This is a genomic window from Putridiphycobacter roseus, from assembly GCF_003234935.1.
Classification (GTDB): domain Bacteria; phylum Bacteroidota; class Bacteroidia; order Flavobacteriales_D; family Crocinitomicaceae; genus Putridiphycobacter; species Putridiphycobacter roseus.
Genome location: NZ_QKSB01000003.1, coordinates 257,911 through 277,261, shown reverse-complemented (window position 1 = coordinate 277,261; position 19,351 = coordinate 257,911). Strand labels below are relative to the sequence as shown.

The following is a 19,351-nucleotide window of genomic DNA, read 5'->3' as shown; positions in this document are numbered from 1 at the left end:
TAAAGATGAGTAATATTAAAGTACCTACAATGGCAGAAATGATGGCTGCCGGTGAAAAACCTGATGTATTATTTTGGGTGGGTTGTGCTGGTAGTTTTGACGACAGAGCGAAAAAAATAACCAAAGCATTTGTAAAATTACTCAACCACTGTAATGTGAAATTTGCAGTGTTAGGAACTGAAGAGTCTTGTACTGGCGATCCTGCAAGAAGAGCAGGAAATGAATTCTTGTTTCAAATGCAAGCCATGATGAACATCCAAGTGTTGGATGGTTATGAAATTAATAAAATTGTAACCGCTTGTCCACATTGCTTTAATACCTTGAAAAATGAATACCCGGATTTAGGTGGTAACTATGAAGTGGTTCACCATACGCAATTGCTAGAACAATTGTTTAATGATGGTATTTTAAAAGTAGAAGGTGGCTCTTTTAAAGGTAAGAAAATTACATTTCACGATCCTTGTTATTTAGGTAGAGGGAATGGTGAATATGAAGCACCTAGAATGGTTTTAGAAAAACTAGATGCGGAGTTGGTAGAAATGAAACGTTGCAAGTCAAAAGGTTTATGCTGCGGGGCAGGTGGTGCACAAATGTTCAAAGAAGCTGAAAAAGGAAACAAAGAAATTAATGTTGAACGAACTGGTGACGCTTTAGCGACTAATCCAAATATTATCGCAACAGGATGTCCTTTCTGTAATACCATGATGACTGATGGTGTGAAAAGCTTTAATAAAGAAGAGGAAGTAGAAGTAATGGATATTGCAGAGATGATTGCAAATGCTGCAGACCTTTAATGGTTATTTGACTAGTAAATAGCCTGGTCTTTGACATGGCTTTTTAATAAAAAATAGTAAAACCTGTACTTGATGTGCAGGTTTTTTTTTGATAATACGATTGTATAATTTATATGAAAATGGAATTTTTGTATCACTTAATGAATACATTACTATTGGTGAAAAACAGATGCTATACAATGGTTTAAGTTTTAAAAACAGCTTCTATTTGCAACAAAGGATGGATTATATATTTATTTTATTATGCGCTTAAAGTAATTGCTAAATTTTATTGATTAAATTGTCCTGTGACAAAAAGAGACAACTGTCTGAAATTACATTTATAGCAAGTCAAATAAAGATAAACGTTAGAGAAATTATACTATGTCAGATTTAAAATTTAGACCAAGGTTTCAACTTTTTTTTAAAAGTGAAGAGCAGGAAATAATTCAGCAGATTAAAGAGGCTTTACGCCATGATAATCCTGAAGAATTTCAGGGGAAAGTTAGGCATGGTCATTTTACCATTTGGATTCACCCAGAAAAAAAACATTTTTGGTCACCTGTTTTGGATATTTCATTTGAAAAAATGGAAGATAAGCAAACTCAAATGCGTTGTTTGTTAGCACCAACTCCAACGGTATGGACCATGTTTATGTTTGGTTACTTTATTACCATTTTCAGTACTTTTATCGGTCTGATGATTGGTAGTAGTCAATGGTATATTGGAGCAGAGACCATGTGGGGATTATATCTCGCGGCTATAGCAGCTTTATTGAGTATTGCTTTTTTTATGATCGCACAATCCGGAAAAAAACTAGCCACCGAGGAGATGAAAAATTTAAAAGATTTTATTTTTAAAGTAAAAGAAAAAATTCATTAAACTATAAATGAAATCATATTGTTCTATACCTTCTGCGTTATTTCTGCTTTGCTTCTTGTCCTTTTCAAAAGTAGGAGAGTCACAAGAACGGGAGTCGGAATATGTAGGTTTTAATAAAAATGCACTATCTACGAATATTGGTATCGGTGGTTTGTATTTTACCGCGACAGGATATTATGAAAGGTTACTCCAACAAAATAAATGGCAAAAAAACATCAGCAGTTTTGTAAAATTTGGTTATGGAGCAGAAGCACATTGGGGAGGTGGAGGAATGTATATGCTAGCACAATATGGCATATTTACTGGCGCAAAAATACATCACCTTGAAATAAGCACAGGACCTAATTTTTTTATTTCGGGTGATTTAAAAGGGGATTTTGCACCATGGTCAGCAGCCTTAGGATGGCGTGTCCAAAAACCAGGTGGGAATTTTATTTTTAGAATGGGAGCGGCTTGGCCAGAAGCGATATATACTGGACTGGGTGTTTCATTTTAATGGCATGTTAGCTTGTTCCTGTAGAAAAATAATATAAGGGTAGTGGTCTGATTTAAAAACCATTTTTGCCCATTCCGCTTATTTTAAAAGATGAAATAAGCTTAAAAGTATGGTCAGTCTCGCTTTAAAAAGATATATAAATCTTTTTCCAATCCATTTATTTTTATTTCATGCATCAAGCGCATGTATTTTCCCAGTTTATTATCCGGAAATCCTTTATTAGAAAACCAAACAAAATAAGGTTCAGGAATAGTCAATAAAGCTTGTCCAGCGTATTTTCCAAAAGGCATTTTATAATTAATGGCTTCTACTAATTCTTTTCTATTGTCAACTTGACTTTGCATGTCCAAATGTAGGATTAAATTATAAAAATTCAAGTCAAAATAACCGAGTTTATTTGAAAGAGAAAACCAATAAATCTACTGGGTAAATTTACTAGAGAGTATTTAATTCTGAAATATTTTTGATTAAGTGATGGTATGTATTATGGAAAGTATCTATTAGAATGATGATAAGAATTTCTAATAGACTTTACCATCCGTTTTGCCAATGCTATTTGAAATCAGTCGATAATGGATGTATTTTTTATATGACAAATGGAATCCTCCCTATTGGTGAAAAAAGGATGGTTATTTTCTTGGTTTAATGCTGTATTATCGTTTGTGGACTTCATGAGTATTGGTATAATGGTTTCTGGCGAACAATAGATTTTGTTTTGGATACCTTTTTTGCTGAAAAAAGGATAAAATACTGTAGCAACAAATTCTTGAACTTGGGGAGTCGCTATTGGGCCACCATCTAAAAGGTTGAAAAGAATAGTGTCATACTTAAATCCCGCTTGTAATTGCTTTTTAATTTCTACAATAGTTTGATCCATCACTTCTATAGCATCTTGAAAATTAAATGAATTGTAGATTTCCTTACTGTATTTAATTTCGAATGCAGCCAAACTCTCTAAACGAAATATGCTCATGTATTTGTCTTCAAATACCTCTACAATATTTTCTTTTAAAGCAGCTTGAACTTCTTGATTGGTATCTTCTAACATAGGTATTGTTTTAATAAATAACTTTATATGGATGTATATTTAAGTAAACAGCATTATACCTAAAAGTAGTTCTTGGTGTAAATTGGATATTAAAATGCAGGACCTTAAATAGAATTAGGCCGCAAATATAGTGTTATTAACTGGGGTATTTACCTAGAAGTTATAAGTTGTTTTTAATGTAGTGAACACAGGCATCATGTGTAGCAAAAAATTGATTATTAAACTTTTTACTGTCAGCAGTTTCAGCTGTTAAGGTTATGGATAGTTTAGAAATAACTTCTTCACCTAAACAATATAATTTATTCTGAATGTTTTGAGCGAGTAGAAAAGGATAGAGTACTTTATGGATATACTCTTGTGATTTTTGGGCAATGGTAGTGCCGCCTTCTATGGTGTTGATAATAATCGACTTGTAACGATACCCTGCTTTGATTTGTTCTTTAATATAAAATATAATTAAATCGGTAATCTCTTGATTTTCGGCTGTGTTATAAATGTCATATGCTGAAGGTTTATATTTTACTTCATAGGTCCTTAGGTGTTCCTGTCTTAAAAAATAAAAATAATCATTTTCATAAGCATTAACAGTTACTACTTTGTGTTCATTTTCACTCTTTTTCCGAGTTATTTTTTTTACCATGGGGATTTCTTGTTATATCTTAAATATAACTAATAATTTGCGTAGAATCATTATGTATTACGATATTTTTATTCTTCCTCTAGTTTACTTAAGTAAATGTCTTCTACCTTTTTGGCATGTTTAACTACTTTTTTTGTCCAGCTAAGTAAAATTTCGTTTTTCTCCGTTTCAGATAGCTGCCAATTAATATCCGCTGATTTTCGCATACGCTCTGTAACGCTAAATAAGGCCAGCGCAACAGAAACTGAGATGTTGTAACTTTCTGTAAAGCCATACATTGGTAATTTGACGAATGCATCTGCATGTTCTAAAGCGATATCAGTTAATCCACCTAATTCAGTCCCAAACATTAAAGCAACGGGTGCGTCAATGGGTAGTTCGTCAATCATGCAATCGTTGGTATGTGGCGTGGTGGCAACAATTTTATAACCTTTTGCCTTTAAATGCTGAATAGCTTCTAAAGTATTGTGCTCAGAATTTTTATATTTATAGGTGTTTAACCATTTCGAAGCTCCCATATCAATGTCAGGATTTACTTCATACTTATTGTAATTCTCAATAATGTGGGCATCTTGAATCCCAAAACAATCGCAAGAACGTAATACCGCGCTGGCATTATGGGGCTGGAAAAGGTTTTCTAGTACAACTGTAACGTGTCTGGTTCTATGTTCAATATTCGTTGCAAATTTTTCTTTTTTATTGTCAGAAATGTGCTTGTAAAATTGTTCAAGAAGGTATTTGGTTTTATCCATGCCGTAAAAATAACAAAATTTAGTGATTGTGTATTTTGTAGATGGATTTGAGATAAAGTAGGGGCACATCCAATTACGCCTTTATTAAAATGGCATAACGTTTAACTTCCTACTTGCATATTACTGCATTTCTCTTGCTACTTTTATTTAACTTTGTTGAAAAATCAAAAATATGTCCATTACTCGTATCGTAAAAATGTCCTTTAAGCCAGAACATGCTGCAGCGTTTGAAGCTTATTTCTTAACCATTAAAAGTAAAGTTGCTGGTCAACCTGGTTGTCGTGGCGTAAAGTTGTTAAAAGAAAAAGGGGAAACGGGGGTGTTTTTCACTTATAGCCAATGGGATTCGGAAGTTGATTTAAATAATTATCGACATACCGAAACATTTGGTCAAATTTGGCCAACGGTAAAAAATTGGTTTGCGGATAAAGCAGGGGCTTGGACTGTGGAGGAGATGTAAAGCGTTTAAAAAGTTAACATTGCGTTAATACATTGTGTTATAAATTACTTACTTTTGAATATGTTAAAATTTGTAACATTATTTATCATAGGTTGCTTCTTTCTTGGGGGCTGTGTGAAAAATCACTATATCGAACAGGATGATTGCAAGGCTGGGTGTTACATAATTGCGGGTAGAGTATTGGATGATTCTTATTTGATTTTATAGCATTATTAGATACTTTAAGTGTGATTTTTAGTAAATTTGGATATGATAAAAGTTATTGGAACTTGTTTATTACTTCTTTTCACTTTTGGGTGCATCAAGAAAAAGAATTTTATTGAAACAAATGTATGTAGTGATATTTGCTATGAAGTTGTAGGTCAAGTATTAAATGATTCATCAAAATTACCTCTTGAGAATGCCACAGCAGAATTGTTGCTTGAACATAACTGGAAAAATCCGTATGCAAGTTTCGTTGAAACTGATAGTTTAGGAGGTTACAAACATTTTGTAGAAGACTCTCTAATTTCTAAAGGTTTCTCGAAAGGGAGATTAGTGGTGAGTAAAAGTTTTTACCTAAGGAGTGAAGTTGAATATAACTTGGATAATTTTGCTTTAGGAAAAGTGTTGCTTCCAAAAGTACATTTATTGCCAGCATCTCTAGTAAAGACCAGAATAACAATTAATAATGACGAGGTAAGTCGAATTAGGCTCTTAATAAAAACATACGACTCGACATATGTAGAATATATGAATACCACTCCGAATTCTAAACCCTTAGTATTCAGTCCTGAATTTTCGGTACCATCTAACAAAAGTTTATCTTTCAGTGTCGAATATTCTAAAACAAGTGCAGCCAACCTTGTCGCTCAACCTTGGGTAATGCTTGATAGTTTTCCAAAAGACATAAACTTATATCACAAACAAAAAGTGTCGTTTTTGAATATAAGTATTGATTGAACTCTTTTAGTAAATGTTTTGAAAAATAAACTGAGCTGGCTGTCCAGTATTATCACAATGTCAACAACAGTACTTTTTAAGTCCTAAATTATTAGAATTTCTTCCAAAAAATTAATTAAATTTGTGGTCTATTTTTAAGACAGAAACAAATACATGGAAATTCCAAAAGCCTATAATTCACAAGAAGCCGAATCAAAATGGTACGCACATTGGTTAGAAAAACGATATTTTCACTCAGAACCAGACGATCGTGAGCCTTACACTGTAATGATTCCACCTCCAAATGTTACCGGTGTATTACACATGGGACATATGTTGAATAACACCATCCAAGATGTTTTGGTGAGAAAAGCAAGAATGGAAGGTAAGAATGCTTGTTGGGTACCTGGTACCGATCACGCTTCTATTGCTACGGAAGCAAAAGTAGTGCAGAAATTGAGAAAAGAAGGTATAAAAAAGTCTGACTTGTCTCGTGAAGAATTTTTGGGTCACGCCATGGATTGGAAAGATAAATACGGTGGAATTATCTTGGAACAATTGAAAAAATTAGGTGCCTCTTGCGATTGGGATCGTACTGAGTTTACCATGAATCCAGAATATTCTGAATCTGTAATCGATACTTTTGTCGATTTATACAATAAAGGAAAAATTTACCGTGGAATTCGTATGATCAATTGGGATCCTGCTGCGCAAACAGCCTTGTCGAATGAAGAGGTAATTCACAAAGAAGTAAATTCAAAATTATACCATGTTCGTTATAAAATTGAAGGAACGAATGATGAATGGTTGACCATTGCAACTACACGTCCCGAGACAATTTTGGGTGATTCAGCTATCTGCGTTAATCCAAATGATGCACGTTATGCCAATTTGAAAGGTAAGAGAGCAATTGTGCCAATAGCAAACCGTTCCATTCCTATTATTTTTGATGATTATGTAGAGATGGAGTTTGGTACAGGTTGCTTAAAAGTAACCCCCGCACACGACGAAAATGATTATGAATTAGGTAAACGACACAACCTAGAAACGATTGATATCTTAACTGACGAAGGTTTGTTAAATAAACATGGTTTGCATTATGAAGGGCAAGACCGATTTGAAGTTAGAAAAGCAATTTCAAAAGAATTAGAAGCTTCTGGTTACATGGTGAAAGTAGAAGACCATATCAATAAGGTCGGTTATTCTGAAAGAACAGATGTGCCAATTGAACCAAAGCTTTCTTTACAATGGTTTGTCGATATGAAACAATTAGCGGAACCTGCATTAGAGAATGTAATGAATGGGACCATTAAATTTCATCCCGATAATTTAAAAAATACTTACCGTCACTGGATGGAGAACATTAACGATTGGTGTATCTCTCGTCAATTGTGGTGGGGACATAGAATTCCAGCTTGGTATTTTGGCAAGGGAGAAAATGATTTCGTAATCGCTAAAACGGTGGAAGAAGCAATTGTAGCAGCGAATGAAAAAGCAGGAAAAACTTTTACTGCAGCTGATTTAAAACAAGATGAAGACGTATTAGATACTTGGTTCTCATCTTGGTTATGGCCAATATCTTCATTTAATGGTTTAACTGATCCAGGAAATGCAGAAATTAAGTATTACTATCCAACTAACGATTTAGTAACAGCTCCTGAAATTATGTTTTTCTGGGTGGCTAGAATGATTATGGCTGGGTATGAGTATATGGGAGAAGCGCCTTTTAAAAATGTATATTATACAGGTATTGTAAGAGATAAGTTAGGCCGTAAAATGTCTAAATCTTTAGGCAATTCACCCGACCCTTTGAGTTTGATTGATGAATATGGAGCGGACGGAGTAAGAGTAGGTATTTTAATATCTTCTCCAGCCGGAAATGATTTACCTTTTGATACTTCACAATGTGAGCAAGGAAGAAACTTTTCGAATAAAGTTTGGAATGCTTTTCGCTTGGTAAAAAGTTGGACTGTTCAAGATATTGAACAACCAGAATCAAGTAAAAAAGGAATTGAATGGTTTGAAAATAAATTTCAAGCGACTTTACATACCATCAACGATCATTTTGAGAAATTTAGGATTTCTGATGCATTGATGAGTACCTATAAATTGGTTTGGGATGATTTCTGTTCTTGGTATTTAGAGATTATAAAGCCAGGTTATCAACAACCTATTGACCAAGCAACATTAAATGCTACCATCAAGTTTTTTGAAGAAATCTTGAAGATTATGCAACCATTCACGCCTTTTATTACCGAAGAAATTTGGCATTTATTAGCAGATAGAGCAGACGGAGAGGATATCATTATTGAAAAATGGCCAACAGCACAAGCTTTTGATCAAAACAATATTGATAAGTTTGATAATGCGTGTGAAGTGATTTCCAACATTAGAAATATTAGAAAAGAAAATAATATAGCAAATAAAATTCCGGTAGAGTTGATGGTGAAAGCCAATAGCGAAATGGATAAGTCTTTTGATGCAGTTATTCGAAAAATTGGTAATTTGACTAAGTTCGACTATGTAGACGAGAAAGTAGGTAATGCCTTTTCATTTATTGCTAAAAACAATGAGTATTTCGTACCTTTTGGAGAAGAAATTGACGTGGAAGCGGAAGTGGAAAAATTAAAGTCAGAATTAGAGTATACCAAAGGTTTCTTAGCATCCGTGCAAAAGAAATTGAGCAACGAAAGATTTGTAGCTGGTGCACCCGAACAGGTGGTGACTAATGAGAAGAATAAAGAAAAAGATGCTTCTGAAAAAATAAAAATATTAGAAACTAAAATTGCCGAATTGGCAAAATAATTTTAAAAAAAATAAATTATGAAATATGATGTAGTGATAATCGGTTCTGGACCTGGTGGATATGTTAGTGCCATAAGATTTGCCCAATTAGGTTTTAAAACAGCAATTATAGAAAAGTATGACACTTTAGGTGGTACTTGTTTGAATGTTGGTTGTATTCCTTCAAAAGCATTGTTAGATTCTTCAGAACATTATTTTAATGCAAAACATAATTTTACCAAACATGGTATTGAATTAGATAATTTAAAAGCTAACCTCGAACAAATGATTCAGCGTAAAGCGGATGTTGTAGCGCAGACATGTGCAGGGGTGAGCTACTTAATGGATAAAAATAAAATTGATGTACATACAGGTCTTGGATCTTTTGTTGACGCTACACATGTTAAAGTGGTGAACGATAAAGGAGAAGAAACTGTTTTGGAAGCAAAAAATATTATCATTGCTACTGGTTCTAAACCTAATTATTTTCCAGGAATGGAACCAGATAAAGATAGAATCATTACTTCAACTGAAGCTTTGGTGCTAAAAGAAATTCCAAAACGTCTTATCGTAATCGGTGGTGGTGTAATTGGACTTGAATTAGGTTCGGTATATGCGCGTCTTGGTACGGAAGTAGAAGTGTTAGAATTTGCAGATTCAATTATCCCTACAATGGACCGTTCTTTAGGTAAAGAATTAACTAAAGTATTGAAAAAAGAAGGATTCAAATTTCATTTGAAAACAAAAGTTCAAAAAGTTGAAAATACCGGTAATGGTGTAAGAGTGACTGCCTTGAATAAAAAAGATGAGGAAGTTGTTTTAGAAGGAGATTATTGCTTAGTTGCTGTTGGTAGAAAGCCTTATACTGCAGGTTTAGGATTAGAGAATGCAGGTGTAAAAGTAACGGATAGAGGAATGGTGGAGACAAATGATCATTTACAAACAAATATTCCAAACATTTTCGCGATTGGAGATGTGGTAAAAGGTGCCATGTTAGCGCACAAAGCTGAAGAAGAAGGTACATATGTTGCCGAATTTTTAGCTGGACAAAAACCACATATTGACTATAATTTAATTCCAGGTGTTGTTTATACTTGGCCAGAAGTAGCAGCTGTTGGACAAACAGAAGAGCAATTAAAAGCGGCTGGTGTTAAATATAAAGTGGGTTCTTTTCCTTTTAAAGCATTAGGTAGAGCTAGAGCAAGTATGGATGTGATGGGGTTTGTGAAAATATTGGCGGATGAAGCTACAGATGAAGTGTTAGGTGTTCATATGATTGGTGCTAGAGCAGCTGATATGATCATGGAAGCAGTTACAGCAATGGAATTTAGAGCTTCTGCAGAAGATATTTCTAGAATATCACACCCACACCCAACTTTTACTGAAGCGGTCAGAGAAGCAGCTATGGCGGCAACGGATAACAGACCAATTCACTTATAGGTTCATGTCCTGATATTTATCGTCAGGTAATTCAACAGATAAAAGAGATATACATAAGTTAAAGTCCTGACATTTATTGTCAGGACTTTTTTGTTATTTTATGATTTATTGTACCTGTTTTAGGTAAGGGAATTATTATTTTTGCGACTACATTAAAAAGCAGTACTATGACATCTTTTATTAAACTTATTTTTGCATCTTTTCTTCTAATTTCTATTACCGTAAGCTGTTCAAATGAAAAAGCAGGTAATCCTGAATCAGCAAAGCAACAAAGTAGTATTGAAATTGCAAAGATTAAATCAACTGGTGATAGTATTGTTGCACAGTCAATATTGGCGCATGGTGGCGATTTGTATGCTAGTGCTAATTATCAATTTACATTTAGAAATAAAATATACACTTTTAAGAATAGTCCCAACCATTTTGCGTATTCAAGGCTAGATAAAACGGATTCTTTAAAAATATTTGACAAAATGGATAATGATAGTTTTGAAAGAATTGTAAATGAAACAACAATAGATTTAAGCGAAGAAGAGCAAAGTAAATATCGAGAATCCATTAATTCAGTGGTTTATTTTGCAACTTTACCATATAAATTAAATGATGCCGCAGTTTTTAAAAAATGGATAGGGACTACTACTATTAAAGACACTGTTTATAATGTAATTGAAGTTTCCTTTAGTGAAGAAGGTGGCGGCGAAGACCATGATGATTTATTTTACTATTGGTTCAATGTAAATACCAATACTTTGGACTATTTAGCGTATCAATACGCTACCAATGGTGGAGGTGTGAGGTTTAGGGCTGCTTACAATAGAAGTGTGGTTGATGGTATTGTATTTCAAGACTACATAAACTATGAAGTTGCCGTAGGGACAGCATTAAGTGAAATTCCTGCCTTGTATATGCAAGACAGTTTAAAAGAATTAAGCAGGATAAAAACCGAAGCGGTTAAAAGTTTGAAATAATTAAAGTTGAAAATAAATAAGTAATTAACTCATGGTCTATCTGGTGATAGGTATAGTTATTCGGTAGCGTCTATTAAAACATACGTTTTCATCATCCCAAAACTCGCTAACCGGTTTCATGAATCGTTTCAATATGTTTTCTGAATTCTTATTATTGATATCAACATCCGCATCTATGGTATCGAAATTTAACTTTTTAAAGCCATAAGCAATCAAGTGTTCTGCTATTTCAGTGCCATAACCCTGGTGCCAGAATTGTTCACGGAAGCGGTATGCAATTTCTGGATTTTTCTCGTTATTTTTTAAGTAACCACAAATACCAATCAAAGTATTAGAATCTTTAATGCTTACCGCCCAAAGCATTTTTGCTCCGGTAGGATCTCCTGCCATTAATTCGTTTAGTTTTTCCTTACTTTTTCTAATCGAAAATATTGGTTGTGGGATAGGATCCATCACATTAGGATTGCTCATTAAGTCAAAAAAAGGCAGTTCGTCAGTGACTTGCAAATGCCGAACTACCAAACGAGGCGTATTAAAAATAGTAGACATGTCTTAAAGATAAATAATATTTCTGAGAACTAATTTATTATTTTTAGTCGATACTTCCGCTGATCTTTATCATGTTTTGAACCAAATGGGCAATTTATTAACAATTATTTTTCCTTCTAAAAAAAAAGTTATCTTGTAAGGGTAGTGCGTATGCTATGGTTATTTAAAGGTAGTTTTATAGTGTTTTAAGTATTGAAATAGAACTGTTTAAATAGGTTTAAACAAATAATAGCTTTAATAAATGAGTAGAAGAAAATTTCTTAAAAAATCTGTTTTTACAGCTGGTTCCTTAATCTTGGGGAGTTGCGTTGAAGTAAACTCAAAAAATCATACTGTTTTATTAGGTGCAACCATGCCGGTTTTAAAAAAACCGATCGTGATAGCTACTTGGAACCATGGATTAGCAGCAAACAAAGCTGCATGGGAGATTCTAAAAAATAATGGACCTGCTTTAGATGCTGTAGAAAAAGGAGTGCGCGTTTCAGAATCAGATGAAAATAATAGAAGTGTTGGACTTGGTGGGTTACCAGATAAAAATGGTATGGTAACCTTAGATGCCTGTATCATGAATCATGAAAATGAATGCGGTGCTGTAGGGTGTTTGACGGACATAGAGCACCCCATCTCTGTTGCAAGAAAAGTAATGGAAGATACACCGCATGTAATGCTAGTGGGACAAGGTGCTTATGATTTTGCCATTGAAAAAGGATTTCCAAAAGTTGACCTATTGACAGCTGAAGCAAAATTAGAATGGGAAAACTGGAAAGCTTCTGAGGATTTAAAAAAACCAGCAATCAATTGCGAAAACCACGATACAATAGGTATGTTGGCCATGGATGCTGAAGGTAATATTTCAGGTGCCTGTACCACCAGTGGATGGGCTTATAAATTACATGGTAGGATAGGAGATTCTCCAATTATTGGCGCTGGTTTATTTGTCGACAATGAAGTGGGGGGAGCCTGTGCGACAGGAATGGGAGAGGCTGTAATCAGAATTGCTGGATCAGCAACTGTGGTGGAGTTAATGCGACATGGAAAATCGCCACAAGAAGCATGTGAGATTGCCGTAAAAAGAATAATGAATAAACATAAAAATATGGAAGGGTTGCAAGTTGGTTTTTTAGCCATGAATAATAAAGGAGAAGTTGGAGCCTATAGTGTGTACGCAGGATTTAATTATGCGGTTACTTCAGTCGATAATCACGAATTAATAGATGCAGGCTATGAAATGGAGTGGTAGTTTAATCCTTGCTTTTTGCTTGTTAGTTTGTTTTGGCTGTTGTCAGGTAGAAAAAGACCCTATTATTTATCGGCAAGCTTTTGAGATTAACTTAACACCAAAACCTTCCTATTTAAAAATAGATTCTGGGTATTTTGAACTAAACCGAAAAACTGTTATTCTAACTTGGAATGATAGTACTACTGGGGCTAACTACTTGCAACACTTGATAGCGGAGAATTCAACTTTTAGCCCTGAAATCATAAAAATTAAAGGCGAAGAGTTTAGGCAGTACCCGAATTATATCATGCTCAATAATGAAACAAAAACTATTGGTCATGAGGTGTATAGCCTGGTTATTGATACGAACCGTGTGGCTATTTCTGCCATGGGCAATCAAGGTGTGTTGAATGGTATGCAAGCCCTAAAGCAGTTGTTTGTATTTGATTTTGATAAAGGGCATAAGCGAAATAATTGGTACTTGCCGACTATTGAAATTGAAAATATACCCGTATTGGATTCGTTTAAATAGTTTTTTATTTACAAAATGATATTTTTATAGCGGAAACTACTAAAATAACTAGCTACTTATTGGTTTTGAATAATTGAATTATCTACTAGGCATACTTAAGGATCCTTTCCCGCTTTCATCTACCACTGTATTATAGCTGAATAATAGGTGTGTATATACTCGTTGATTGTTTTTTTTTCAGTCTATTAAATAGTTTCGTCGATAAAATTAAGGATTTTAATATTTAATATTTATCGTGTCTTTTATCAGTTTAAGTACTGTATATTAATCGGTTATGTTGGTTGTGTGTCGCGTTAAGCTAAATTTATTATTGAGTTCTGTCGAAAATTTAAATCATAAACCTAAAAAAATGATACATTTATAACAGATTCTTTAATCATTTATTTTTTTAGTTTAAATAGTTGAAAAGGAAAGAGGGTCTGATATTTAAGAATATAAATTGGTTACATTGATGTAAGTTCCCCGCACCATCAAAATTAGATTAAGTATTTGTATTTATAAATTTCAGACCTTTTTTATGCCAAAAAAACACTAAAAAAATAGGGGTGATTGCTTACATAAATCAAGATCAATCTAGTCCATAATCCCCAATTAAATTAATAAAGTTTGCGTCATTTTTAACTAGTCATAAGTATAATAAAAATGAAATACTTTCCCTGTTTATTATCCTTACCATTGCTGACTATGTGAAAATAAGTTTGACTACTAGCTTATTATGGGTATTAGTAAAATTGGAAGATAGGAAAATCTTTATAAATGGTTGAAGTAATTTCTTTAAAGTAAATAGGGGATATATAAAAAGGAGACTTCTTTTTATTTTTGAAGATGATTAACTGATTTTTAAACCATTTTCTACTGCTGTGTTGGGGTTGAGTAGGGTGACCTTTTGATTGGCATCTACAATGCCTAATACCAAACATTCACTCATTATATTGGCTATTTGTTTGGGGGGGAAATTAACAACAGCAGTAACTTGCATGCCAATAATATGCTCAGGTTGGTATAAGTCGGTTATTTGAGCAGAAGTTTTTTTCACACCTAATGGTCCAAAGTCAATGCTCATTTTAAAGGCAGGTTGCTTAGCTTCTTTAAAAATTTCGGCCTTAATAATTGTGCCGACTCTAATGTCTATTTTTTGAAAATCGCTGTAGGTTATCATCTTCATGTTACTGGTTAATGCTGTCATTCCCGTTCTCACCTATCTTTAGGCATAATCCATATACCTGTACACGGTATGTAATAGGACTAAAATATTTTATGGGTTAATGGATAACTTAATTACGCATTAATATAAAATAAAAACAGAAAGTAAGGCTTAAAATTTGACTATTACTTCGCTATGATCTCCACACATTCATCTGTAATGAATTCATTTAAAATAAGTAATGAAGCCAAAGCCAATTGAGAGTAGTTTTGCGAGGAATTTTTAAAACGTCCGTATTCAGATTGCCAAAGTTTAGTAATTAATTGTTTAGATCCTAAATTAGGTTTGACCACATTAGTCAATACTTGGTTCACATTTCCGGCACCTGCATGGTAGTTATGTAGCACCAATAACCTAAACCAAAGGCTGTATTCCATAGATTTAGAAACATGGATATTGAATTTACTTAATATTCTTTTTGCTTCTGGTACACAAGATGTTCTTAATAAATGTGCTGAAGCATAAGCCGATTTACCAAAGTCTTTGCGTTCATCTACATATTTATCTACTTTAATACCGTGACTGCGCGCTACTGATTTCATTAATTGAAAAGGTCCATAAGCACCTACATTTGAATAAGCAATTTTACCAGGACTTTCAATCATTAGAATCGCTTGGGCATACCATGGGTCGGTTTCGTTTTTAGAAAATATTTTTACCGCTTCTGAAATACTTGGGTATACTTTTGTAAATTGGAAAAAATCTCGTTTACCCGTGGTCATGTAAATTCTTTCGGTGGAATCTAAACCATATGCTTTTCTTAATTCTACCCGCGCCATTTCTTTTTGGGTATCATTCATCAAATTCCACTTTGCTACAGATTCTTTGTGTAAAATTCTTCTAGTACTTGCTACATTAATGATGCAAGAATCAGGTGTCATTTTCATCACGGAACGCCAAAAAATTGGTTGCGCTAAAGTATCCCATTTTTCTGTGTAAAAATCAGGTGTTTTTACAAAAGTATATTGATTGGTATCTTTCTCAACCGAAATTAATTTAATGACTTCTGGCGCATAACCAAACAAAGTGGTTTGTGCCCATATTAAGGAATAAAAAAGAATTTGCTTCATAAGTTAAAATTAGGTTAATTTATTTTGGTTTGGTTTTTTTTTCTCGAAAATAATTGACTAAAAATTGTTAGTAATTTGCCTTGAAATTCATGGTTATAATTCAATCTAGGCAAAAAGTAACTAAATTTTCATTAAAAAAGTACAAAAGAGTGCAAAGTATTGATATTTTTTTCAATTAAAATTAAAGAATCCCAAAATAATAATATACTTTTGGCGAGTTATATATAGAATCAATTAAAAAAATTATGAAAATTAAAAACATTATTGTTGCGGCTCTTTCTGTTGTTGTTTTAGCTTCATGTGGTGAAACTGCGAAAGAAACTACATTATGTAGTTGTACTGAATTAAGCTTAGAAGGGTTTAAAGAAGTTGGAATGGATCAAGAGAAAATGAAAGCTTTTGAAGAAAAAAATAAAGAAGAGTTAGCAAAATGTGAAGAGCTAGGAAATACTTTGAATGACGAAATGAAAGACTTAAGTGCTGAAGAGCAAGAAGCAAAACGTCAGGAATATATGGATGATTGTCCAGCAATGCAAGAATTACAAGATTTAATCATGGAGCAAATGCAAAATGCATACCAAGATATGGACATGGGTGATGCTATGGAAGGTCTAGAAGAAAGTTTCGAAGGATTAGAAGAAGGAATGGAAAACGTAGGTGAAAACTTAGAAGAAACTGTAGAAGGTTTAGAAGAAATGATTGATGAAAAATTAAAATAATTTTAATTCAATACTATTGAAAAGCGCCTTGATTTATCAAGGCGCTTTTTTTATGCTTTTTGCTTTAGTAAGTCCAATACCACTTTGTCGATAGGCAGAGATAATTGTGCTGTAGGGTAGTTGTACAGATTTTTCCAATGCAAGACTTGTTGCCCTTTATTTTTTTTATTTAAAACTGCTATGTCCAGCTTTTCTAATAAGGTAACTTCATAGTAAAAGCTGATAATCTGGTCTTCAGGCTTAAAATAGGAAATTTGTAAAAAATCATTGACATAAAACAAATTCCCAATTTCAATCTCTAGGGCTAATTCTTCTTTGAATTCTCTTTTTAAGCCTGCATGTAATCCTTCACCTTTTTCCAATCCTCCGCCCACAAATTTGGTCAATATCTGGTCCTTGTATTTTTCTTCTGCAATTAATATTTCTCCCAAATGGTTGCGTACAATACCATAAACTCTAATGTTAAAATTACTGACCATCATTTTTTATTTTGTTCTCTTGGATTATTCAATATTATTTAAACAAAGAATATGTATATTTGGGCTTGAAATTAATGATTTTTTCACCAATAGTTAATCAATATGGCCATAAAAAAAGAAACCTTAGAAATAAATAAAAATGACGATAGTATGCGCTTACTTATTTCAGAAATGGAACAAAAGTTAGCAACTATTTATTTAGGAGGCGGAAAGAGTCGTATTGAAAAGCATAAGGCTAAGGGGAAAATGACTGCCAGAGAAAGAATTGAAAATTTAATTGATGCTAATTCTGACACCATTGAGATTGGTGCTTTTGTAGGTGACGGCATGTATGAAGAACATGGTGGATGTCCTTCTGGAGGTGTTGTTATTGTTATTGGATACGTAAGCGGAAAGGAATGCATTATTGTTGCGAATGACGCCACAGTAAAAGCAGGGGCTTGGTTTCCGATTACCGCTAAAAAGAATTTAAGAGCGCAAGAAATAGCCATGGAAAATCATTTACCAATAATCTATTTGGTAGATAGCGCTGGCGTATACTTGCCTTTGCAAGATGAAATTTTCCCAGACAAAGAACATTTTGGTCGTATTTTTAGAAACAATGCTAAAATGTCGGCCATGGGGATTACGCAAATTTCAGCAGTGATGGGATCATGTGTTGCCGGTGGTGCCTATTTACCAATTATGTCTGACGAATCCTTAATTGTGGATAAAACAGGGACTATCTTTTTAGCTGGATCATACCTAGTAAAAGCAGCTATTGGAGAATCAATAGACAATGAAACATTAGGTGGTGCTACTACCCAAACTAATATCTCAGGGGTTTGTGACTATAAATCAAAAGATGACGCAGATTGTTTAAAAACCATTCGTGGTTTAATGGATAAAATTGGTAGTAAGCCAAAAGCAGGATTCGATCGTAAAGAAGCTGTTTTACCTACCATGCCTTTGAAGGATATTTATGGTACTTTCCCTAGGGAAAGATCTAAACCATATGATACTAAGAAAATAATTGCGAATTTAATAGATAATTCAGAGTTTACGGAATACAAAGAGGATTACGGAAAAACTATTATTTGTGGCTACGCAAGAGTAGATGGTTGGAGTGTTGGTATTATAGCTAACCAAAGAGAATTAGTGAAAAATGCTAAAGGAGAAATGCAATTTGGTGGGGTAATCTATAACGATTCTGCTGATAAAGCAGCTAGATTTATCATGGTCTGTAATCAAAAAAATATTCCTCTAGTATTCTTACAAGATGTTACTGGATTTATGGTTGGTTCAAAATCTGAACACTCTGGTATAATAAAGGATGGTGCAAAAATGGTTTCTGCTATGGCAAATTCTGTGGTACCTAAGTTTACTATTGTTATTGGTAATTCCTATGGAGCCGGTAATTATGCCATGTGTGGTAAAGCATACGATCCACGTTTAATTGTGGCTTGGCCGACAGCTGAAATGGCTGTAATGAGTGGCGCTTCAGCAGCAAAAACTTTACTTCAAATTGAAGTTGCTTCTCTAAAGAAAAAAGGAGAAGAAATTACCGAAGAAGCAGAAAAAGAAATCTACAATAGAATTAAGTCTAGATATGACAGACAGATTTCACCGTATTATGCAGCTTCAAGATTATGGTATGATGCCATTATTGATCCTGTAGATACGCGTAAGGTAATTTCTATGGGGATTGAAATGGCTAACCACGCGCCTATAACTGAGCGTTACAACGTTGGTGCTATTCAGACTTAAATGAAGCTTTGAGCGTACCTTTAAAGCCATTAAAAATTTACTTTTTATGGTGGTAAATAAATGGTACGCTTATCCAGTAGTGAAGTGTAAAAACGAATTCGGAAGTAAAGGTGAAATTTTAGGGTTTACAAAATAGGTGAACCAATGATTTTGTCCTCCTCAATTTAAATTATCTACCCTAAATGATAATGACGTTTGCATTATTATTATTTAGGGTACGGTAAAACCTATTGGTCTTTCGATTACTGTGCGTTAAAAAAAGTGTATTTACCAGTCTTTTATTCTTCTTCTAAATATTCATTTACATTAAAGTATTGAATAATAGCTTCTTTTAGTAAATGTTCTTGTTGTTTGTCATTTAAATGTGGTAATTTTTGAACATTTTCAAAATGAGGCCAGCCATCTTCGTCGTCATGAGAATATTTATAGTAACCGTATGGTTCTAAAATTGTACAAGTGGCAACATGCATTAAGTTTAACTTTTCATCCTTGGTGTATTTTCTAAATCCATGTCCTACTTCTTGAACACCTATAATAGTCATTACGCCATTTAAATCCATGTCAGCATCAAATAACTTGTTCATCTTTTTGGTAAGGTCTTGAAATTCCTGTGCGAGTTTGTGGTCCATTATTAAAATTATATTGTGGGTAATTAATCTGTTTACAAAG

The 19,351-nt window shown here is 33.6% G+C and carries 21 protein-coding genes; 12 read left to right on the top strand and 9 right to left on the bottom strand.

Features of this window, described 5'->3' with window-relative positions; genetic code table 11:
- Positions 1 to 5 precede the first annotated feature (5 nt).
- The 3 genes from DNU06_RS07640 to DNU06_RS07630 all read left to right on the top strand — a co-directional run bounded on the left by DNU06_RS07640 (position 6) and on the right by DNU06_RS07630 (position 2,151).
- The gene (locus tag DNU06_RS07640; RefSeq protein ID WP_111062653.1) at positions 6 to 794 is read left to right on the top strand and encodes a (Fe-S)-binding protein; all 789 of its coding nucleotides are present in this window, start codon (positions 6 to 8) and stop codon (positions 792 to 794) included.
- Positions 795 to 1,157: 363 nt separating this feature from the next.
- Positions 1,158 to 1,655, top strand: a complete 498-nt coding sequence (locus DNU06_RS07635) for a hypothetical protein (protein WP_111062652.1) — start codon at positions 1,158 to 1,160, stop codon at positions 1,653 to 1,655.
- A 7-nt stretch (positions 1,656 to 1,662) separates the two neighbouring features.
- A complete protein-coding gene (locus DNU06_RS07630) occupies positions 1,663 to 2,151 on the top strand; it encodes a hypothetical protein (RefSeq protein ID WP_146239180.1) in 489 nt (162 codons plus the stop codon).
- Positions 2,152 to 2,264: 113 nt separating this feature from the next.
- Here DNU06_RS07630 and DNU06_RS07625 read toward each other — a convergent pair whose 3' ends face one another.
- From DNU06_RS07625 to DNU06_RS07610, 4 genes are all read right to left on the bottom strand, one after another.
- The gene (locus DNU06_RS07625; RefSeq protein ID WP_111062650.1) at positions 2,265 to 2,495 is read right to left on the bottom strand and encodes a DUF3820 family protein; all 231 of its coding nucleotides are present in this window, start codon (positions 2,493 to 2,495) and stop codon (positions 2,265 to 2,267) included.
- Positions 2,496 to 2,713: 218 nt separating this feature from the next.
- Entirely contained in the window at positions 2,714 to 3,199 is a 486-nt protein-coding gene (locus tag DNU06_RS07620; protein ID WP_111062649.1) for a hypothetical protein, read from the bottom strand.
- Positions 3,200 to 3,359: 160 nt separating this feature from the next.
- Complete coding sequence (locus DNU06_RS07615; protein ID WP_111062648.1) at positions 3,360 to 3,839, bottom strand: hypothetical protein; 480 nt, start codon at positions 3,837 to 3,839, stop codon at positions 3,360 to 3,362.
- A 68-nt stretch (positions 3,840 to 3,907) separates the two neighbouring features.
- Positions 3,908 to 4,591 carry a TrmH family RNA methyltransferase gene (locus DNU06_RS07610; protein WP_158526844.1) on the bottom strand — a complete coding sequence of 228 codons (684 nt, stop codon included), beginning with the start codon at positions 4,589 to 4,591 and terminating at the stop codon, positions 3,908 to 3,910.
- A gap of 172 nt (positions 4,592 to 4,763) precedes the next feature.
- Between DNU06_RS07610 and DNU06_RS07605 the strand changes: the two genes are divergently transcribed.
- The 5 genes from DNU06_RS07605 to DNU06_RS07585 all read left to right on the top strand — a co-directional run bounded on the left by DNU06_RS07605 (position 4,764) and on the right by DNU06_RS07585 (position 11,164).
- Positions 4,764 to 5,051, top strand: coding sequence for a putative quinol monooxygenase (locus tag DNU06_RS07605; protein ID WP_111062646.1), 288 nt, complete (start codon positions 4,764 to 4,766; stop codon positions 5,049 to 5,051).
- A gap of 249 nt (positions 5,052 to 5,300) precedes the next feature.
- Positions 5,301 to 5,993 (top strand): hypothetical protein, encoded by a 693-nt coding sequence (locus DNU06_RS07600; RefSeq protein WP_111062645.1) that lies wholly within the window; start codon positions 5,301 to 5,303, stop codon positions 5,991 to 5,993.
- A 153-nt stretch (positions 5,994 to 6,146) separates the two neighbouring features.
- Entirely contained in the window at positions 6,147 to 8,777 is a 2,631-nt protein-coding gene (locus DNU06_RS07595; protein ID WP_111062644.1) for a valine--tRNA ligase, read from the top strand.
- A 15-nt stretch (positions 8,778 to 8,792) separates the two neighbouring features.
- Positions 8,793 to 10,196 carry a dihydrolipoyl dehydrogenase gene (lpdA, locus tag DNU06_RS07590; RefSeq protein ID WP_111062643.1) on the top strand — a complete coding sequence of 468 codons (1,404 nt, stop codon included), beginning with the start codon at positions 8,793 to 8,795 and terminating at the stop codon, positions 10,194 to 10,196.
- 167 nt (positions 10,197 to 10,363) lie between these two features.
- Positions 10,364 to 11,164 (top strand): DUF6503 family protein, encoded by an 801-nt coding sequence (locus tag DNU06_RS07585; RefSeq protein ID WP_233502982.1) that lies wholly within the window; start codon positions 10,364 to 10,366, stop codon positions 11,162 to 11,164.
- 36 nt (positions 11,165 to 11,200) lie between these two features.
- Here the strand turns inward: DNU06_RS07585 and DNU06_RS07580 are convergent, their stop codons facing one another.
- Positions 11,201 to 11,713: a GNAT family N-acetyltransferase gene (locus DNU06_RS07580; RefSeq protein WP_111062642.1), complete on the bottom strand. Its 513-nt coding sequence runs from the start codon at positions 11,711 to 11,713 to the stop codon at positions 11,201 to 11,203.
- A 241-nt stretch (positions 11,714 to 11,954) separates the two neighbouring features.
- Here DNU06_RS07580 and DNU06_RS07575 point away from each other — a divergent pair, with 241 nt between their 5' ends.
- Positions 11,955 to 12,953, top strand: a complete 999-nt coding sequence (locus tag DNU06_RS07575; RefSeq protein ID WP_111062641.1) for an isoaspartyl peptidase/L-asparaginase family protein — start codon at positions 11,955 to 11,957, stop codon at positions 12,951 to 12,953.
- A complete protein-coding gene (locus tag DNU06_RS07570; RefSeq protein ID WP_158526843.1) occupies positions 12,937 to 13,464 on the top strand; it encodes a glycoside hydrolase family 20 zincin-like fold domain-containing protein in 528 nt (175 codons plus the stop codon). The genes DNU06_RS07575 and DNU06_RS07570 overlap by 17 nt, the downstream gene beginning before the upstream one ends.
- A gap of 829 nt (positions 13,465 to 14,293) precedes the next feature.
- On the opposite strand, the gene DNU06_RS07565 is transcribed toward DNU06_RS07570, so the two are convergent.
- Both DNU06_RS07565 and DNU06_RS07560 read right to left on the bottom strand, forming a co-directional pair.
- Complete coding sequence (locus DNU06_RS07565) at positions 14,294 to 14,629, bottom strand: tRNA-binding protein (protein WP_199399001.1); 336 nt, start codon at positions 14,627 to 14,629, stop codon at positions 14,294 to 14,296.
- Positions 14,630 to 14,793: 164 nt separating this feature from the next.
- A complete protein-coding gene (locus DNU06_RS07560; RefSeq protein WP_111062638.1) occupies positions 14,794 to 15,738 on the bottom strand; it encodes a transglycosylase SLT domain-containing protein in 945 nt (314 codons plus the stop codon).
- A gap of 245 nt (positions 15,739 to 15,983) precedes the next feature.
- Between DNU06_RS07560 and DNU06_RS07555 the strand changes: the two genes are divergently transcribed.
- Complete coding sequence (locus DNU06_RS07555; protein ID WP_111062637.1) at positions 15,984 to 16,457, top strand: hypothetical protein; 474 nt, start codon at positions 15,984 to 15,986, stop codon at positions 16,455 to 16,457.
- A gap of 50 nt (positions 16,458 to 16,507) precedes the next feature.
- Here DNU06_RS07555 and DNU06_RS07550 read toward each other — a convergent pair whose 3' ends face one another.
- The gene (locus tag DNU06_RS07550) at positions 16,508 to 16,939 is read right to left on the bottom strand and encodes an NUDIX domain-containing protein (protein WP_111062636.1); all 432 of its coding nucleotides are present in this window, start codon (positions 16,937 to 16,939) and stop codon (positions 16,508 to 16,510) included.
- Positions 16,940 to 17,038: 99 nt separating this feature from the next.
- On the opposite strand from DNU06_RS07550, the gene DNU06_RS07545 reads away from it, so the two are divergent.
- The gene (locus DNU06_RS07545; RefSeq protein WP_111062635.1) at positions 17,039 to 18,682 is read left to right on the top strand and encodes an acyl-CoA carboxylase subunit beta; all 1,644 of its coding nucleotides are present in this window, start codon (positions 17,039 to 17,041) and stop codon (positions 18,680 to 18,682) included.
- Between the two features lie 278 nt (positions 18,683 to 18,960).
- Here the strand turns inward: DNU06_RS07545 and DNU06_RS07540 are convergent, their stop codons facing one another.
- A complete protein-coding gene (locus DNU06_RS07540) occupies positions 18,961 to 19,311 on the bottom strand; it encodes a hypothetical protein (protein ID WP_111062634.1) in 351 nt (116 codons plus the stop codon).
- Positions 19,312 to 19,351: the final 40 nt, after the last annotated feature.

Bases quoted from the DNA above. Each gene is read 5' to 3' on its own strand.
- DNU06_RS07640 (WP_111062653.1), top strand. From the start codon at position 6: ATGAGTAATATTAAAGTACCTACAATGGCAGAAATGATGGCTGCCGGT.
- DNU06_RS07635 (WP_111062652.1), top strand. From the start codon at position 1,158: ATGTCAGATTTAAAATTTAGACCAAGGTTTCAACTTTTTTTTAAAAGT.
- DNU06_RS07630 (WP_146239180.1), top strand. From the start codon at position 1,663: ATGAAATCATATTGTTCTATACCTTCTGCGTTATTTCTGCTTTGCTTC.
- DNU06_RS07625 (WP_111062650.1), bottom strand. From the start codon at position 2,495: ATGCAAAGTCAAGTTGACAATAGAAAAGAATTAGTAGAAGCCATTAAT.
- DNU06_RS07620 (WP_111062649.1), bottom strand. From the start codon at position 3,199: ATGTTAGAAGATACCAATCAAGAAGTTCAAGCTGCTTTAAAAGAAAAT.
- DNU06_RS07615 (WP_111062648.1), bottom strand. From the start codon at position 3,839: ATGGTAAAAAAAATAACTCGGAAAAAGAGTGAAAATGAACACAAAGTA.
- DNU06_RS07610 (WP_158526844.1), bottom strand. From the start codon at position 4,591: ATGGATAAAACCAAATACCTTCTTGAACAATTTTACAAGCACATTTCT.
- DNU06_RS07605 (WP_111062646.1), top strand. From the start codon at position 4,764: ATGTCCATTACTCGTATCGTAAAAATGTCCTTTAAGCCAGAACATGCT.
- DNU06_RS07600 (WP_111062645.1), top strand. From the start codon at position 5,301: ATGATAAAAGTTATTGGAACTTGTTTATTACTTCTTTTCACTTTTGGG.
- DNU06_RS07595 (WP_111062644.1), top strand. From the start codon at position 6,147: ATGGAAATTCCAAAAGCCTATAATTCACAAGAAGCCGAATCAAAATGG.
- DNU06_RS07585 (WP_233502982.1), top strand. From the start codon at position 10,364: ATGACATCTTTTATTAAACTTATTTTTGCATCTTTTCTTCTAATTTCT.
- DNU06_RS07580 (WP_111062642.1), bottom strand. From the start codon at position 11,713: ATGTCTACTATTTTTAATACGCCTCGTTTGGTAGTTCGGCATTTGCAA.
- DNU06_RS07575 (WP_111062641.1), top strand. From the start codon at position 11,955: ATGAGTAGAAGAAAATTTCTTAAAAAATCTGTTTTTACAGCTGGTTCC.
- DNU06_RS07570 (WP_158526843.1), top strand. From the start codon at position 12,937: ATGAAATGGAGTGGTAGTTTAATCCTTGCTTTTTGCTTGTTAGTTTGT.
- DNU06_RS07565 (WP_199399001.1), bottom strand. From the start codon at position 14,629: ATGAAGATGATAACCTACAGCGATTTTCAAAAAATAGACATTAGAGTC.
- DNU06_RS07560 (WP_111062638.1), bottom strand. From the start codon at position 15,738: ATGAAGCAAATTCTTTTTTATTCCTTAATATGGGCACAAACCACTTTG.
- DNU06_RS07555 (WP_111062637.1), top strand. From the start codon at position 15,984: ATGAAAATTAAAAACATTATTGTTGCGGCTCTTTCTGTTGTTGTTTTA.
- DNU06_RS07550 (WP_111062636.1), bottom strand. From the start codon at position 16,939: ATGATGGTCAGTAATTTTAACATTAGAGTTTATGGTATTGTACGCAAC.
- DNU06_RS07545 (WP_111062635.1), top strand. From the start codon at position 17,039: ATGGCCATAAAAAAAGAAACCTTAGAAATAAATAAAAATGACGATAGT.
- DNU06_RS07540 (WP_111062634.1), bottom strand. From the start codon at position 19,311: ATGGACCACAAACTCGCACAGGAATTTCAAGACCTTACCAAAAAGATG.